General features: G+C 68.0%; 12 protein-coding genes. 7 read left to right on the plus strand and 5 right to left on the minus strand.

Annotation, left to right across the window (positions count from 1 at the left end; translation table 11 throughout):
* Window positions 1-269 precede the first annotated feature (269 nt).
* From THSYN_RS12300 to THSYN_RS12310, 3 genes are all read left to right on the plus strand, one after another.
* Window positions 270-1,445 carry a MalY/PatB family protein gene (locus tag THSYN_RS12300; protein WP_100919408.1) on the plus strand — a complete coding sequence of 392 codons (1,176 nt, stop codon included), beginning with the start codon at window positions 270-272 and terminating at the stop codon, window positions 1,443-1,445.
* 311 nt (window positions 1,446-1,756) lie between these two features.
* Window positions 1,757-2,548: a Uma2 family endonuclease gene (locus THSYN_RS12305; protein ID WP_216644740.1), complete on the plus strand. Its 792-nt coding sequence runs from the start codon at window positions 1,757-1,759 to the stop codon at window positions 2,546-2,548.
* Window positions 2,549-2,746: 198 nt separating this feature from the next.
* Window positions 2,747-4,915 (plus strand): NACHT domain-containing protein, encoded by a 2,169-nt coding sequence (locus THSYN_RS12310; protein WP_100919410.1) that lies wholly within the window; start codon window positions 2,747-2,749, stop codon window positions 4,913-4,915.
* A 346-nt stretch (window positions 4,916-5,261) separates the two neighbouring features.
* Here the strand turns inward: THSYN_RS12310 and THSYN_RS12315 are convergent, their stop codons facing one another.
* Window positions 5,262-6,449 (minus strand): Fic family protein, encoded by a 1,188-nt coding sequence (locus THSYN_RS12315; RefSeq protein ID WP_236848876.1) that lies wholly within the window; start codon window positions 6,447-6,449, stop codon window positions 5,262-5,264.
* A 387-nt stretch (window positions 6,450-6,836) separates the two neighbouring features.
* Between THSYN_RS12315 and THSYN_RS12320 the strand changes: the two genes are divergently transcribed.
* Window positions 6,837-7,124, plus strand: a complete 288-nt coding sequence (locus THSYN_RS12320; RefSeq protein ID WP_100919412.1) for a helix-turn-helix domain-containing protein — start codon at window positions 6,837-6,839, stop codon at window positions 7,122-7,124.
* Window positions 7,121-8,335 carry a type II toxin-antitoxin system HipA family toxin gene (locus tag THSYN_RS12325; protein WP_100919413.1) on the plus strand — a complete coding sequence of 405 codons (1,215 nt, stop codon included), beginning with the start codon at window positions 7,121-7,123 and terminating at the stop codon, window positions 8,333-8,335. Before THSYN_RS12320 ends, THSYN_RS12325 begins: the two co-directional genes overlap by 4 nt.
* Here the strand turns inward: THSYN_RS12325 and THSYN_RS12330 are convergent.
* The 4 genes from THSYN_RS12330 to THSYN_RS12345 all read right to left on the minus strand — a co-directional run bounded on the left by THSYN_RS12330 (window position 8,332) and on the right by THSYN_RS12345 (window position 12,589).
* Window positions 8,332-8,916 carry an acyloxyacyl hydrolase gene (locus THSYN_RS12330; protein WP_100919414.1) on the minus strand — a complete coding sequence of 195 codons (585 nt, stop codon included), beginning with the start codon at window positions 8,914-8,916 and terminating at the stop codon, window positions 8,332-8,334. The genes THSYN_RS12325 and THSYN_RS12330 overlap by 4 nt on opposite strands.
* A 377-nt stretch (window positions 8,917-9,293) precedes the next feature.
* Window positions 9,294-11,225: an LOG family protein gene (locus THSYN_RS12335; RefSeq protein WP_100919415.1), complete on the minus strand. Its 1,932-nt coding sequence runs from the start codon at window positions 11,223-11,225 to the stop codon at window positions 9,294-9,296.
* A gap of 192 nt (window positions 11,226-11,417) precedes the next feature.
* Complete coding sequence (locus THSYN_RS12340) at window positions 11,418-12,035, minus strand: hypothetical protein (protein ID WP_100919416.1); 618 nt, start codon at window positions 12,033-12,035, stop codon at window positions 11,418-11,420.
* Entirely contained in the window at window positions 12,032-12,589 is a 558-nt protein-coding gene (locus THSYN_RS12345) for a glutathione peroxidase (protein ID WP_100919417.1), read from the minus strand. Before THSYN_RS12345 ends, THSYN_RS12340 begins: the two co-directional genes overlap by 4 nt.
* A gap of 223 nt (window positions 12,590-12,812) precedes the next feature.
* Here THSYN_RS12345 and THSYN_RS12350 point away from each other — a divergent pair, with 223 nt between their 5' ends.
* Together THSYN_RS12350 and THSYN_RS12355 are read left to right on the plus strand one after the other, a co-directional pair.
* A complete protein-coding gene (locus THSYN_RS12350) occupies window positions 12,813-13,556 on the plus strand; it encodes a ferredoxin--NADP reductase (RefSeq protein ID WP_100919418.1) in 744 nt (247 codons plus the stop codon).
* Window positions 13,557-14,044: 488 nt separating this feature from the next.
* Window positions 14,045-15,382, plus strand: coding sequence for a DUF4921 family protein (locus THSYN_RS12355; RefSeq protein WP_100919419.1), 1,338 nt, complete (start codon window positions 14,045-14,047; stop codon window positions 15,380-15,382).
* Window positions 15,383-15,551: the final 169 nt, after the last annotated feature.

The following is a 15,551-nucleotide window of genomic DNA, read 5'->3' on the forward strand; positions in this document are numbered from 1 at the left end:
GCCGTTAAGTTAAGCCTCACTTGCACTCCGGCCCGACCTGGGAGCGCCGCACCCCAGTGCGGCGCGATCTCGCAGACAACCCCGCCGGTGTGGTTTGAGCAGAGGCCGCGCCGCACTGGGGTGCGGCGCTCCCAGTAGCCGTTGCGGCTTAACTTACTGGCAGTGAGGGCAGCGCCCTGGGTGCGTGGTAGCGGTACGTTCAGCCCTGAAAGGGCGTGACAGCGGCGCCAATTTTCGGGCCTGCGAGGTCAATAATTATAGGATTTGCTATGAGCCATCAGGCCCCTGATTTCGACCAACCGATCAACCGCGAGGGCACCGCCTCGCTCAAATGGGACGGGCGCGCCGGTCAGTTCGGCGACCCCGGGGTGCTGCCGCTGTGGGTCGCGGACATGGACTTTGCCGCGCCGGCGGCGGTCACCCAAGCACTCGCCGAGCGGGCGGCGCACCCGGTCTATGGCTACACGCTCTTCCCGGACGCGCTGTTCACGGCCATGGCGGACTGGCTGCGGGACCGGCACGGCTGGGTCATTGAGCGCGACTGGGTGCTCATGGCCCCGGGGGTGGTGCCCTCGCTCAGCGCAACCGTGCTGGCCCTGACCGAGCCGGGGGAGGGGGTCATCATCCAGCCGCCGGTCTATGCGCCCTTCTTCTCGGTGATCCGCGCCAATGGCCGGCGGGTGGTCGAAAATCCGCTGCGGTGCGAGGCGGGCGGCTACACCTTCGACCTCGAGCACCTGGAGCGGTGCGCCGCCGAGGCGCGCCTGCTGATCCTGTGCTCGCCGCACAACCCGGTGGGCCGGGTCTGGAGCGCGGATGAGCTCGGTGCTGTGCTGGCCATCGCCCGGCGGCACCGCTTGGTGGTCCTGTCCGATGAGATCCACCACGACCTGTGCTTCCCCGGCGAGGTCCACCGGCCCCTGGCCTCCCTCACGGACGAGCCCGCCGCCGTCATCACCGCGCTCGCCCCGAGCAAGACCTTCAACATTCCCGGGCTCGGGCTTTCCGCCATCATCTGCCCGGACCCGGAGCAGCGCCGCGCCCTGAGGCGCGTCTTCGACAGCTTCCATGTGAGTGCGAGCAATCCCTTCAGCGTCGCCGCCTTCACGGCCGCTTACCGCGAGGGTGGCCCCTGGCTCGATGCCCTGATGCCCTATCTCGTGGTGAACCGGGACCTGGCCCTGGACTTCATCGCCCGCCGCCTGCCCGGCATCACGGCCGTGCGGCCCCAGGGGACCTATCTGCTGTGGCTCGACTGCCGCGGGCTGGGACTGACCGACGCCGCCCTGCGCGCCTTCTTCATCGAACGCGCCGGCCTGGGCCTGAGCCCCGGGACCATCTTCGGCACCGGCGGGAGCGGGCACATGCGGCTCAACCTGGGCGCCCCGCGGGTGGTGATCGAGCGGGCGCTGGGGCAACTCGCCGCGGCGCTGGGGGCGGCTTAGCCCTGCACCCTGCGCGTTGGTTGGCCGGAACGACGATCAGGGCCGGGAGGGGCCTTGATCAGGATTCCGGCCACGGGCGGGTGTAGGTCGCCCTTCAGGGCGACCAGGCATCCGGTTTCCTGAAATCGCGGTCTCTCCCCCTTTGAAGTCGGGGAATTAAGTATACTGTCCCAGGAATTCCGGCTGAAGCCGCTCCGGGGGCTGTCGCTGGGAGGCCGCCGCCAGGCCCTGGCCGCGCCGCCCGTCCCTTGCGCCGGGCCGGTTCCCGCGTATGCTTCAGCGGCAGCGAACCCCTTGTCAGGTATCCGCCCATGTCCGTTCCCGCGTTACAGATGCCCGTCCTGCCGCGACTGCCCACCGAGGACGATCTCCCCTACGAGGACGGTATTCCGATGGAATCCGCGCGCCACTTTGCCCAGCTTGAACTGCTGATCCAGACCCTGCTGCCCTGGGCCAGCGCGCGCGGCGACGTGGCGGTCGGCGGCAACCAATTCGTCTATTTCAGCGGCGAGCAGGTCCGCGGGCGCCATTTCCGCGGCCCGGATATCTATGTGGTCACCGGGGTGCGCCGTCGCGAGCGCAAGTCCTGGGTGGTCTGGGAGGAGGGCAAGGGCCCGGACGTGATCGTCGAGCTGCTCTCCGAGAGCACCGCAGCCTTCGACAAGGGCGAAAAGCGGCTGGTGTATCAGGACCAGTTGCGGGTGCCGGCCTACTACTGGTTCGACCCCTTCAACCCCGCGGACCGCGCCGGCTTCGTCCTGCGTGGCAGCCGCTACCGCCCCATCATGCGTGATGCCGACGGCAACCTGCCGGTGGCGGTGCTCGGCCTCAAACTGGTGCTGTGGGAGGGCGAGTTCGACGGCATCGCCGCGACCTGGCTGCGCTGGGCCGATCGGGACGGATTGCTGCCACTGCCGGTCGAGGCCGCCAGCCGACGGGCCGCGGCGGCGGAGACGCGGGCCGAGGCCGAACAGGCACGGGCCGAGACTGAACGCACGCGCGCCCAGGCCGAGCGGGAACGGGCCGAGCACGCCGAACAGGAACTCGCCCGCCTGCGTGCGCTGCTGGCCGGGCCGGGCAATTCGGACCCACGGCAGGGGTAGGGTTTCACGCCGGCGCCGATACGCAACCCGCGCTGGCGGACGAGCCTTGATCCCAGAATCGGCAATTGATCACGCAAAGACGCAAAGAACGCAAAGAAGAACACAACCTTGCAAGCGACGGTCCCGTCACCCGGCAGGTGAGCCAAGCGACAGAACTATCGGCTACAATCCGTCCACCCTTGAGCGGCGGAGCGGACGATGCGCGATCTCTCTTCCTGGCGGTGGGTCCTGGTCGCGGCGCTGGCGACGGCCTTCGTGTCGTCCTTCTGGTGGGCACCGCCCTTCATGGTCTGGCTCGATGCCCACGGCGACCAGGCGCAAAGCCTGGACTCGCTGATCCAGATCGTGCTGGCGCTGATGACCTTCACGGTGGCGTTTGCCCGCCGCGGCCCGGCGAACGATGCGGCGCAGATCCGGCGCGCCCTGGCGGAGGAGCGCCGGGGGCTTGCGATCCTGCGCCGCCGCTGCGCCCAGGAGGTCGAGGAGCGGCTCGCGGGCTCGCTCTACGCCCAGGTCCTGATCGCGCTCGGGCGCCGGATCGAGCCGGGCGCGGTGGCCGTCCCCTGGGCGCGCGAACTGGAGCGCCCGGGCGAGGGTCCGCGCCCCCTGCCGCCCGAGACCCCGACCGCGGAGGTCTTCGACCAGGTCGGCGGTGCGCTGCTGATCCTGGGCGAGCCGGGCGCGGGCAAGTCCGTGGAGTTGCTGACGCTGGCGCGTGCCCTCCTCGCGCGCGCGAAGTCGGAAGCCGGGTCGGACGCCGGTTTGGACTTGGGGCACCCGGTGCCGGTGGTCCTCAACCTCTCCACCTGGGCCCTGTCCCGCCTGCCGCTCGACGCCTGGCTCGCCGAGGAACTGTGGCGCCGGCACGAGATCCCCCGCAAGATCGGCGCCGACTGGGTCGCGCGCGACCGGGTGCTGCCGCTGCTCGACGGCCTGGACGAGGTGCGCGCCGAGTGCCGCGCCGACTGCGCCGCGGCCATCGACACCTTTCGCGCCGCGCATGGGCTGACCCCGATCGCCGTCTGCTGCCGCAGCCAGGAGTATCGGGCGCTGCCGGCGCTCAAGCTCCGCGGGGCGCTCGCGATCCTGCCGCTCGACCGCGGCCAGATCGAGCGCTATCTGCGCGACGCCGGCCCCGCGCTCGCCGGGCTGCGCCAGGCGCTCGCCGCCGACCGGGAACTCGCCGGGCTCGCCGAGACCCCGCTGATGCTCAATGTCATGAGCCTGACCTATGAGGGGATGCCCTGCGCGGCCATCCTCGCCGAGTCGCGGCCCGGGACAGGCGCGAGCCCCGCGTCCGATCCCGGATCAGCGCCCGGCCCGGACGGTGCGGCGGGGCGCCGCGATGCGCTCTTCGCCGCCTATCTGGAGCGGGTCTTCACCCGCAAGCCGCCGGACGGGGCGCGCTGGTCCCAGGCGCAGACCCGGCGGTATCTGGTCTGGCTCGCCGGGCAGATGCGTCGGCATGGGCTCAGCGTCTTTCGGATCGAAGACTTGCAGCCGGATTGGGGGAGACGGTGGGTGTTGGGGGTGGTGTGGGTGGCGGTTGTTGCGCTGTTTTTCGTGATCGTCGGCTTCTACGGCGGCGGGTTGGTGGGGCTCGCGCAATGGCCGCTGGCCGGGCAGTCGCCGGACTGGATCGGGGGGCTGATCCGCTCGGCCGAGGTCGGGGCTCTTTTGGGCCTGGTGATTTCTCTGGTCTGGGGCTCGCAACGCATCGAGCCGATGGAGCGGGTCTATTGGTCTTGGACCAAGTTTCGCCGGGATGCGCCTCGGTTGGTGCCCGGCTCGGCTCTTGTCGGTGCCCCGCTCTTAGGTTGCATCGCTTGGTTCTTTCTTGGACCGGACCAAGCAGCCTGGGGCCTGCCCCTCGGGTCGTTCCTCGGGACGGTCATCGCGTCGGTCGTGGCCGGACTGGGCAGCCGCGTCTCGGACAGCCGCTCGCGTCCAAACCAGGGGTTCCGGACCTCGCTACGCAACGGCCTGCGGCTCGGCATCCTGGGCGTGCCGCCGCTCCTGCTGGTCGTCTGGATCTCGGGAATGCTGCTGCCGGCGGATACGCCTCTTCAGACGCCGCGCGGCTTGCAGTCGGTCCCTCCGCTCGCCGTCGCGGGATTCGCTGTCGGCCTCATCATTCTCGGCGGATTTGCAGCCCTCCAGCACTACAGCCTCCGCCTCTCGCTCCGACTCGAAGGCCGCCTGCCGCTACGCCTCGCCGACTTCCTGGACCATGCCGCCCGGCTTGTCATCCTGCGGCGCTCCGGCGGCACCTGGGACTTCATCCACCGGCTGCTCCTGGAGCACCTCGCGGCCCAGGCGGGGACCGACCGCGACCAGACCCCGCCGAGGCGGGACGAAGGACCGTAGGTTGGGCTGAGGAACGAAGCCCAACAAGGACTCTCGCGAAGCCCGCGCACTGTTGGGCCTCCTTCGTCGCCCCAACCGACGGGACTGAACACGAAAGCCCCCGGTGGCAGCCGTGAAAGTCGCGCAGCGACGCTGTGGGAGCGGCTTCAGCCGCGACGGGTCGCGTGAGAAGCGCGGCATCGGCGTTCGCCGCGGCGCCGCATCGCGGCCGCAGGCCGCTCCCACAAGGAACTTTCAGGTCCCGGGGTGACGGACAACCCCTCATCCTGGAAAGAGCAGTTCTCTCACCGCGAGGTCTCGTCGCGGCTGAAGCCGCTCCCACAGCGTCGCTGCGCGACCTTTACGGTCAGCCATCCGCCGGAAACACCCCCGGAAACAGATAGGGCACCGCCGCCATCGGCAGCCCCAGGCGCACCGGTCCCTTGGCGCTGTCGCAGACCAGGAGCCCTTCCGCCAGCAGCGCGGCGAGCACCGCCCGCCCGGCCCGCTCGCCGTAGCCGGTGAGCGCCGCGGCCTCGCCGCGTGGCAGGGCGCCGCGCAGGAAGACCGCAAGCAGCACGGGTGCGCTCGCGGGCTTGAGCGGCGGACCCGGGAGCGTGCCCGCGGTGCGCAGTTGCACGTAGGCGGCGATGCGCCGCTGCATCTCGTCGGTGCGCAGGAGGTCGCCCATGTAGCGCGCCTGGTCGATGCAGGTGGCGAGGAAAAACCGGCAGAAGTCGGCGAGGCCGGCGAGGGTCAACTGACCGCGCCCGTCCAGATCGCCGCGGCGCGGGGCATCGGCCGCGGCGAGCCGGTCGAGATACTCGGCCCGCTGGCGCGCAAGACCGCGGCTCGCGGACCAGAGCCCGTGGCCCTTGATGCCGCCGGCGGCCAGGTAGGCGTCGGTGAAGAGCCGGGCGATGCGCCCGTTGCCGTCCAGGAAGGGATGTATCCAGGCGAGCCGATGATGGCTCGCCGCGGCGGCGATGAGCCGGGCCTGGCCGCGATGGCGCTCCGGGGCATAGACCTCGGCGAAGCGTTTGAGAAAGCGCGGGAGCTCGACGGCAGCGGGGGGCAGGTGGCGGCCGACCTCGACGAGTCGCTCGCGCAGCCGTCCGGGGACCAGGGTCTCGGCGGCCGTGCCCGGCGGCCCTTCGACCCTCAGCAGTTCGGGCGGGAGCCCGGCATAGAACCGCTCGTGCAGCCAGCAGAGAAACGCAGGGGAGCAGACCTCAAGCCCCGGCTCGGCGGCGAGACGGCTGGCGATGGCGTTCTCGACCTGGATATGGGCGCGGCTCTCCAACTGGAGCGCGCGCCGGGCGGGTTCCGCGGCATAGTCGGCGCGCATGGCCCGCTCGATGTCGATGGGGTGGGTGCGATGGCCCTCGATCAGGTTGGAGTAATAGCTGTTGATGGTGCGCAGCAGGTCACGCAGCGTCGCCTCGGTGATCGGGTGCAGCCGCCCGGCGGCCTGCGCGGACGCGGCGACCAAGGCGAGGGCGAGATCGGCCAGGTCCCCCGGGTCGCCGTCGCGGCCGGGGAGCATGGGCTCCATTGCGGAAGGGTCGCGGACCATGTTGCTGTGCCGATCTTGCTGCCGATCTTTGCGGAGACTAACAGATTGACATAAAAGCTTCATGCTGTCTTTCGGGGCGGACAAACGGGGGGCGCGTGCCGGTCTGGGTGCCGACGAGGATGGCCATGCCGTCGCAATCTCATCCGCGCGTCTCCCCCGCCAGGTGTCACTGCCGTTGAGTTAAGCGCCGCAGCCCAAGCCCCTGGAGTCCAAGGCTTCAGCCTTGGAGTGCGCCAAGGCTGAAGCCTTGGACTCCAGGCAGAGGCGACGCGGCTGGCGAGGAACAACAGCCGGCGAGTACAAATGAGCGCAAGCAAAGAAAACGATTGTTATACTTAGCCCATCAATCACGACATAAAAGAAACGATGTTTGCTGTTACGTCGGAAGAGTCCGAGGCCCTTCAAGCCCTGGGTGCGCGCCTGCGCCGCCGCCGCCTGCTGGCCGGCGAGCCGCAACTGCGCGCCGCCGCCCGGATCGGCGTCTCATTGCCGACCTACCGCAAGCTGGAGCAGGGCAAGCCGGGGGCCCAGATCGGCCTCTGGGTGCGCGCGCTGCGGCTCTACGGCGCCCTCGACGACTTGGCCCTGCTGTTGCCCGAGTCCTTGTTCGATGAGGGCGCGACGCGCCAACGGGCCGCCCGGGGCGACCGATGATCGCCCTCCAGGTCTGGCTGCGCACGCTCGCCGGCGCCCTGCTGCCGGCCGGGGAGGTCCGTGTCGCGGACCCGGATCAGCGCCGCGGCGGTCTGCTGCGAGGTGAGTTTCGCTATCAGGCCGCGTTCCTGGACCACCCGGACGCCTTCGCGCTCGACCCGCTGCACCTGCCCCTGAGCCCCGGCGTCTTCGCGGCCGAGCGCCCCCATGCCGGTATCCATGCCTGCTTCGAGGATTCCCTGCCGGACGCCTGGGGCCGGGGTCTCCTGATCCGCCGTCACGCACTCCCCCGGCACCGCCAGACCCCGCCGGAGCTGTTGGCCCTGCTTGGTGCCGATGCGCTCGGCGCCCTCGCCTATACCACCGGTTCAGACGCTCCGACGCCATCGGCGGCGGCCCCCGCCCCCGCTCTGGAGTCACTCATCGAGGCGGCGGAACGCTACGATCGGGACCCCGGCGCCTTGGATAGCCAGGACCTCGCCCGGCTGTTCCAGGCCGCCAGTTCCCCCGGCGGTGCCCGCCCCAAGCTGCTGATCGAACAGGCGGGGAAGGGCTGCATCGCCAAACTTGCCGCCGCCCGCGACGCGGTCGACATGGTGCGGGTGGAGGCCGCCTGTCTGGCCCTGGCGCGCGACGCCGGGCTGCGCGTGCCGGCCTTTCAGGTCGCGTCCTTCGGTCGGCGGTCCGCCCTGCTGGTGGAGCGCTTCGACCTGGCCCCCGCCGCCGGCCGCTACCACGTCCTGAGCATCCAGACCTTGACCGGCGCCGAGGGCTACTACCAACTCGGCTACAGCGACCTCGCGGATTGCGTGCGCCGTGTCAGTGCCAGGCCCGAGACGGATCTGCCGGCCCTCTACCGCCAGATGGCCTTCAACGCCCTACTCGGCAATACGGATGATCACCTGAAGAACTTCGCACTGCGCCGCGAACCCGCCGGCTGGCGCCTCACCCCCGCCTTTGACCTCTTGCCCGACGTCGCCCAGCGCGGGGAGCACTGCCTGCACTTTGGCCCCGTCGGCCATCGGCCCAGCCTGGTAGCGCTGCGGACCCTCGCCGGGGCCTTTGGACTCTCCGGGCAGCGGGCGGGGCGGACCCTGGCCGAGGTCGGCGCGGCCGTCGCCGGCTGGCGGGGGCGGTTCGACGAATACGGGGTACCGGCCGCGGACTGCGCGCGGCTGGGGCGGGATCTCGAGCGGCGCCTGGCAACCTAGAAGTGGTACTGGAAGCGTAACTGTTGGAAATTGATCCCGGGGTTGGGATGATCGATACCGGCATTGGACAGGTGCTGCATACAGTAGCTCAGGTCATATTGGCCGCGGGCGCCGAAGCGAAAGCCCACCGCGACCTGATCGGCGAATTGGAAACTGGTGCTGAAACGGATGCGGTCCGAGATGTCCTTGTCGCTGAGGAGGTGGGCGCCGATGGCTAGCTCTACATAGGGGATGACGCCGAACTGCGTGCTCACCCGCTGCAGCCGGAACACCGGCGTCAAGCTCACGTCGGTCACTTCATGGTCAACCAGGCGGTCCAGGGTACGCCAGTAACCGACCGCGACCTCCCAATAGCCGCCGAGTGACCAGTGGTCGCTGATCCGCCAGCTTTTTTTCCACTTCCACTGCGCGCCGATGCGGGCCAGTTCGGTCGGGGCATGATGGGTGGCGAAGGAGCGGCCCACTTCAAATGAAACGCTATCGACGGCGCAGCTTGGAGCGGCCGTCAGCGTCAGGATAACGAAGAGGTTGAACGGGTGAGTGAGGGAGGCGTAATTCTTATTATCGTCAATGCAGGACATAACGATTGTCGTCTCCCCTTGGATTTCGTTGTCGTTGTCGTAATCGGAGAAGCGATGCAATTTGGGGTGCGGAGAGAATCCGGGGCGCCACGATCACCTCGATTACGACAACGACAATGACCGCCGCGGGGCGCCAGCATAGCGCTAAAGCGCCAGGCTTGCCAAGGTTTTTCAGTGCTGTATCAGCGATGAAAGGCCCTTGTGGGAGCGGCCTGCGGCCGCGCTGCGGCGCTGCGGCGAACGCCGACGCCGCGTTCCGCACGCGGCCCGTCGCGGCTGAAGCCGCTCCCACAGTGTCGCTGCGCGACGTTCAGGGTAAGCGTCGGCCTCTGGTCGCGGCCTCAGGGTCCGCCGTGTGGCGGAACGCGCCTTGAGGATCAGCCCAGGCGCAGGGTCTTTTTGTAGAAGCGCGGGACCTCGTCGGGGTCGGAGGTCATGAGGATGTTGTCGAGCAGCCAGCCGGGGGTGCGGCCGGCGCGGACCATGCGGGTGAGTTGGGTCTTCAAGCCCTCCCAGTAGAAGTCGCCGCCGGAGCTGTCGAGGAAGACCACGGGGCTGGCCTCGATGACGCCGAGCTTCATATCGGTCAGGGTCAGTCCGATCTCCTCCAGGGTGCCGACGCCGCCGATCAGGAAGATGTGGAAGCTCGCGATCTCAAACCAGCGCTGGCGCGATTGCCGACTGCGCGCCTGGAAGGTCTGGTAGAAGTCGGCGGTCTTGTTGGTCTCCTGGTCCATGGTCTCGATGAAGCTGGAGCCGGCCATGAGGCCCAGCCGGTGGGCGGTGTTGGTGACCTGCTGCATGGACCCGGGGCCGCCGCCGGTGAGGATGCCGATGTCGTTGCCGAACAGCCCCTGAAGGTTTTCGATCAGTCGTTCGGTGTGCGTGATCTCCTGATCACTCAATGGTTTGATGGAGCCGTAGATGGCGAAGACCAGGGCGGAGCGGAAGCGGTCGAGCTTGTCCGGGGTGGTGAAATAGCCGCGCAGGCCGCGGAAGGCGTGGCGTACCACATGGGTGCGGGCCTCGTTGCACCAGTAGACCTCCAGCCCCAGGCCCTCGTAGTCCGCCAGGCGGCCGTGGTCGCGGTCGGAGAGGAAGACGCCGTGCTCAAAGGAGGGGCGGCGAAAGCACAGGCGGGCGATCTTGCGGCGCAGGGCCGCGGCGCAGATCTCGGTGTGCTCGATGAGGTTGGGGAAGTAGCCGAGCAACAGGGTGGCCGCGGCGCCGTCCGGGAGTTGGTCCAGCGGGGCGGCGCTTTCAGTGGGCACCGGGTAGTGCTCGGCCGCGGCGCGGGGGCTGCCGGGGTTGTCCTCGCGGGCGCACAGCAGGTCGGGCGCGGCACCGCGCAGCAGGGCGGCGGGGTCGGTGGTGGCGGCCATCAGGCGGTGACAGTCCCCGGTCATGAGGGGCGAGGCCTCCAGCCGGTCGAAGACCTGGAGCAGCGCCCGGTACTCGGGCTCGGCGGCGCTCGGCTGGGCCCGGGGCCCGCCGTACCAGTAGCGGTGCTCCGGCTCCAGGCGGGTCGCCTCGTGGACGGTGGCGGCGACCGTGGGATTGACGATGAGCTGGTCGGAGCGGTTGATGAACTCCAGATAGACGTTGGTGCCGCGGGTGGAGACCGGGTCCAGCACCGTCGCCTGGAGGTGGAAGCCCAGCGAGTCATCCAGGTTCTGGAGCACGACATAGTGGCGGTGCAGGAACATGGAGCAGGCGGTGACCAGGCCGTCCATGGGCGCCAGCTCGATGTTGTCGACGGCGGTGCGGACCTGGAGCCGGTTGAGTAATTCCTTTCCGTCGGCGTGGTTGGCGACGGCGGTGACCTCGTCGAACGTCAGCGGCTTGCGGAAGCGGAACACCTGTTGCTGGGGGCGCAGGATCAGGTAGCCGTGGGCGTCGAGTGAAAAGCCGGTCGGTACCTGGAGCTGGTTGTCCCGGATCAGGCCGTGGATCTCGGTGGAACTGAGCCGCGTGTCTTGGGGGCAGAAGACCAGCCGGCCGACCGCCAGCCCCGGCACCACCAGCCGGTCCAGGTGCTCGGCCATGCCGTAGGCGTGGATGGCGGCGACCACGGCCAGGCGCAGGTCGCAGGAGCGACCGTTGAAAACCGGGTCACCCAGCGGGGTGATGTTGATCCCGAGCCGCGCCAGGCGGCTGCGGGCGGCGAAGACCAGTTCGGACTCACGCCCCCGGACCAGGTCGTGGAAGCGGCGGGGGAGGTTGAAGTGTGCCTCCACCACCAGGGCGTCGCCCTCGTGTCCGTGGACCTTGGTCAGCCAGCCGTCGTCGGTTTCGGGTGTTGCGTACATCGGGTGTCCTCGCGCGTCGGTTCAGCCCAGAAAACAGTTTGGCCACAAATGAACGCGAATTGACGCAAATAATCAGAGACTTGGCCTTTGCTGCATGTTTCCCGTCCGGGCGATGCCCGCGACGACGCTAACCAGCAGACTTATTTGCGCTTATTTGCGTTCATTTGCGGCCAAATACTCGTTATTCTTGGTTTATTGATCGCGGTCGGCCCTTCCCCGGTCGGCCGCGTCGTCTTCGACCTGCAACAGTTCCATGGTGGCCGCCCCATCCGCAAAACCCTGGACCCAGGTCAGGTCATCGACGCCGCTGACCAGCATGAAGATGCCGACCGCCCGGTAGCGGCTGGCCAGAGGGCCGACGATGCGGTCCCGATCGATCAGGAAGTCCAGTGCACCCGGTTTGCTGTCCGGGCGCAGCGCCTTGATCGAGTCGTTCAGCAGTCGGGACTCGGGTGCCTTGTTCAGGGTTGGCAGACTGCCGAAGACATTGAAATCAGACCCCCCGAAGCTGCCGTAATTGCTGCCCTTCAGGAGCACATGCAGGGCGCCGCGCAGGGGGTCATGGGTATTTTCCGACCAGCCGAGCCCCAGGGTCGGATCGGTGGCCGTGAAGGTGAGGGTGCTGTCCGCGGCGGGGGCGAAGGTCTTGGGGTCCGGGGCATAGTCCACCTGATCGCCCGCAAAGGTGAAATTCGCCACCGTCTGTTCGGTGGTCAGCAGACCGGCGGACGCGGGCGGGGCGCAGCAGGCGGCGAGAGCGATCAGGCCGCCGCGGGCCAGCCGCCGGCCCGGGACTGCGGCCGTCCTCACAGCAGCTTTTCGATCGCCCGCACCAGCTTGTCGCTCTCCGGCGCGGTGATGCTCCCGTAGTAGTCGACATAGTTGCCGTCGCGATCGATCAGGTACTTGTAGAAATTCCACTTGGGGTAGGGGGCGCCGGCGGCGGCCAGGCGCTCGAACAGCGGGGTGGCGGTGCCCTTGGTGACGCTGACCTTCTCGAACATCGGGAACTCGACCGAGTAGGTGAGTCGGCAGAACTTCTGGATCTCCTCCTCGCTGCCGGGCTCCTGCTTCATGAAGTCGTTGGAGGGGAATCCGAGCACCACCAGACCGCGGTCCTGGTACTTGCGATAGAGGGCCTCCAGCCCCTCATACTGGGGCGTGAAGCCGCACTTGCTGGCGGTGTTGACCACCAGGATCACCTTGCCGCGATAGGTCTCGCAGAGGTTGACGGACTCCTCGCCGGCGAGGCGCCGGACGCTGAGGTCGAGCAGCGGCGGACAGGCCGGGCCCGGCGGCGGGGTGTCGGCGGCGACGCCCCCGCTGATGGCGGCCAGGCCGATGGCGAACAGTGTGGTCTTCATGATGGATGCTCCCGGGTGAACAATGTTTGACCAAGGGGACATGGTGGGCACCGCTGAAAATGCAATCATACCCCCTGCCTGCGTCAGTTTGGGGTCAAGGCGCGGCAGTCGCGGGGCGCTTTGAATGCGGGCCGCCCGGACCAATCTCCCGGACAACCGGTGACGGGGGGCCTGCGCTGCCCGGCACCTCGATTCGGCAACCCCGGGCAGGAATGAGGCAACGATGAGAGATTGGGTCAAAGGTACAGTGGTCGGCAGGCACGTCTGGACGGACGGTCTCTTCAGCATCCAGTTCGACGCCCCGGTGGCCGACTTCAGGGCGGGCCAGTACGTCAAGATTGCCCTGGACATCGACGGCGAACGGGTGAGTCGGGCCTACTCACTGGTCAGCCCCCCGCAGGACCGGCCGCTGGAGGTCCTGTTCAACGAGGTACCGGGCGGCCCCTTTACCCCCTACCTGTCGGGCCTCAAGTTGGGTGACCCGGTATGGGTCTCCGCCCAGCCCGGGGGCATCTTCACCCTCGAGTTCGTGTTGCCCGCCGACAGCCTGTGGCTGCTGGCCACCGGTACGGGCGTCGGTGTCTATCTCTCCATGCTGCGCACCCCGGACCCCTGGGAGCGCTTCCGGCGCGTGGTCCTGGTCCACGGCGTGCGCAACGTCGCCGATCTGGTCTACGGCGAGACCATCGCCGCCATCGCCGCGCGCTACGGCGAGCGTTTTGTCATGGTCCCGGCGGTCACCCGGGAGCCCTATGCCCCTGGTCTGAATGGGCGCATCACCGATCTGCTGAACAGCGGGGCACTGGAGGAGCGGGCGGGTACGGGCATCGCGGCGGCGTCCAGCCACGTCATGCTGTGCGGCAACTCGGCCATGATCAAGGATGCCAAGGTGATCCTGGAGGGGCGCGGACTGGTCCGTCACCGGCGCCACGTGCCGGGTCAGTACAGCGCTGAGCACTATCACTGAGCGGGAGGGTCGGCCGCTGCCTGATCCGCCGCTGCGCGGGTAAGGCGCGCGGCCGGTCACAGCGGCGATTCCCGTTTCGTGCCGAGGTCCTGCGCGTCCGCGATCCCGCTGCACCAGATCAGGCCCGGGAGCCCTGAGCGGATTCGCAAAACCTCGCGGCCTCGATCACAATGGCAGCCACTGCGACCCGCGTACCGCGCAGCGGAAGTTCCGATACCAGTCTGGCGGGCGAACCAGCGTAGCGCAGTCCCCCAGCGGCGCGGGCTTCGGTGGATTTTATTCCCGCTCGTCGGCTTGATCATAACTCCGGCCACCTCGGGGGGGGCATCCGTCGCGGCCTGGGGGCCGCTCCTACGGCGCACGAGCGGCCCCAGGCCGCGACGGGTTGCCGCAAGCGCGCCGTGGCCGGAGTTATGATCAAGGCTCGCTCGTCCACCCCACCGGCCGCAGTTACGCTGAAGGCCAAGTGCACCCGAGGTACGGCAAGCATGTCGTCGCAGATCATTCCCGAAGCCAATTATCTCATGCGTATGGCCGATGGGACCATCAAGCAGGTCAATCCCTTCACTCACACTGAAGTCTGGACCGTACCGGGCCGGGGGAATCGGCCGCTGGGGGTGATGTCAGCCAATCCGGCACCGCTCGATCCGGCGCAGCATGATGCCCACTGTTCGTTTTGTGCCCGCCGTTATCTGGAGACGCCGCCCGAGAAGGCGCGGTTGATCGATACCGAGCAGGGTGTCGCGACGCTGCGCCAACTGCCGGCCGCGAACCTGTTTGACACGGTGGCGCAATTTCGCCGCATTCCCAATCTGTTCGAGATCGTGTCCTTCGACTACTGGCAGAAGAACTTCGACTACCGGATGCCGGAACACCTCGCCGCGCACCAGCGCAGCTATCTGGCCGCGGAAGCGGGCCGTCGGCACGTACTGCAAGTGGTGGAGCAGCGTTTGCGGGCCACCGGGCTCACTGAGGACGAGTGCCGGCTGCTGTCCGTTGACGAGCGTCTGCAACTGTCCAACGCCTTCTTCGGCGGCGGCCATGAAGTTATCGTCGCCCGCCGCCATTTCACCGATGGCGCCACCCATGACGATCAACTGGCGTCCTCGGGCACCCTGACCCCCGACGAGCACGACCGGTACATGAGCTTCACGGTCGATGCCCTGCGTGAGGTGTATGCCAACAACCGCTATGTCCGCTATGTCGCGGTATTCCAGAACTGGCTGAAACAGGCGGGCGCCTCATTTGATCATCTGCACAAACAGTTGGTGGCGATCGACGAGCGCGGGGTGCAGAACGAGTTGGCCTTGCTGCGGGTGCGGGACAATCCGAATATCTACAATGAAGCAGCGGTGAATTTCGCCGGCTACCGCAATCTGGTGGTGGCCGAAAACGACCACGCCGTCGCCTTTGCCGGCTTCGGCCACCGCTACCCGACATTGGAGATCTTCTCCAAGAGCGAGCACAGCCAGCCGTGGGACCACTGCGCGGAGGAACTGCGCGGTATTTCCGATCTGGTGCACGCCTGCCATGCCGCCGCCGGGCCGGGCATCCCCTGTAATGAGGAGTGGCACTACAAGCCGCCCGATGTGGCCCTGCCGATGCCCTGGCGCATCCTGATCAAATGGCGCGTCTCGACGGCGGCGGGATTCGAAGGCGGCACCAGGATCTATGTCAATACGATCGATCCGGAGGCCCTGCGCGACCGGGTGGTCCCGCGGCTGTTCCAACTCAAGAATGAGGGGCAGATCGCGGCGATGAAAATCGCCTTTGAATGCGCCTGCACGCCCAACTGCCTGCGCTACAACCCCGCGGTGCGCAAGTAGGCCGCGGCGCGCGGCGGGGTTGCGGATCAGTCAAGACAAGTTAAACACAAACACAATCGTTGTTGTTGTCGTTGTCGTAATCGGACAGCGATACACTTTAGGTATGCGAGAGAATCCGGGGTACTACGATAACCTCGATTACGAAAACGACAACGACAACGACAACGAC

Source organism: Candidatus Thiodictyon syntrophicum (assembly GCF_002813775.1).
Taxonomy (GTDB): domain Bacteria; phylum Pseudomonadota; class Gammaproteobacteria; order Chromatiales; family Chromatiaceae; genus Thiodictyon; species Thiodictyon syntrophicum.

What these genes read in the sequence shown, in the direction of transcription:
- THSYN_RS12300 (WP_100919408.1), top strand. Translation starts at nt 270, where the DNA reads ATGAGCCATCAGGCCCCTGATTTCGACCAACCGATCAACCGCGAGGGC.
- THSYN_RS12305 (WP_216644740.1), top strand. Translation starts at nt 1,757, where the DNA reads ATGTCCGTTCCCGCGTTACAGATGCCCGTCCTGCCGCGACTGCCCACC.
- THSYN_RS12310 (WP_100919410.1), top strand. Translation starts at nt 2,747, where the DNA reads ATGCGCGATCTCTCTTCCTGGCGGTGGGTCCTGGTCGCGGCGCTGGCG.
- THSYN_RS12315 (WP_236848876.1), bottom strand. Translation starts at nt 6,449, where the DNA reads ATGGAGCCCATGCTCCCCGGCCGCGACGGCGACCCGGGGGACCTGGCC.
- THSYN_RS12320 (WP_100919412.1), top strand. Translation starts at nt 6,837, where the DNA reads ATGTTTGCTGTTACGTCGGAAGAGTCCGAGGCCCTTCAAGCCCTGGGT.
- THSYN_RS12325 (WP_100919413.1), top strand. Translation starts at nt 7,121, where the DNA reads ATGATCGCCCTCCAGGTCTGGCTGCGCACGCTCGCCGGCGCCCTGCTG.
- THSYN_RS12330 (WP_100919414.1), bottom strand. Translation starts at nt 8,916, where the DNA reads ATGTCCTGCATTGACGATAATAAGAATTACGCCTCCCTCACTCACCCG.
- THSYN_RS12335 (WP_100919415.1), bottom strand. Translation starts at nt 11,225, where the DNA reads ATGTACGCAACACCCGAAACCGACGACGGCTGGCTGACCAAGGTCCAC.
- THSYN_RS12345 (WP_100919417.1), bottom strand. Translation starts at nt 12,589, where the DNA reads ATGAAGACCACACTGTTCGCCATCGGCCTGGCCGCCATCAGCGGGGGC.
- THSYN_RS12350 (WP_100919418.1), top strand. Translation starts at nt 12,813, where the DNA reads ATGAGAGATTGGGTCAAAGGTACAGTGGTCGGCAGGCACGTCTGGACG.
- THSYN_RS12355 (WP_100919419.1), top strand. Translation starts at nt 14,045, where the DNA reads ATGTCGTCGCAGATCATTCCCGAAGCCAATTATCTCATGCGTATGGCC.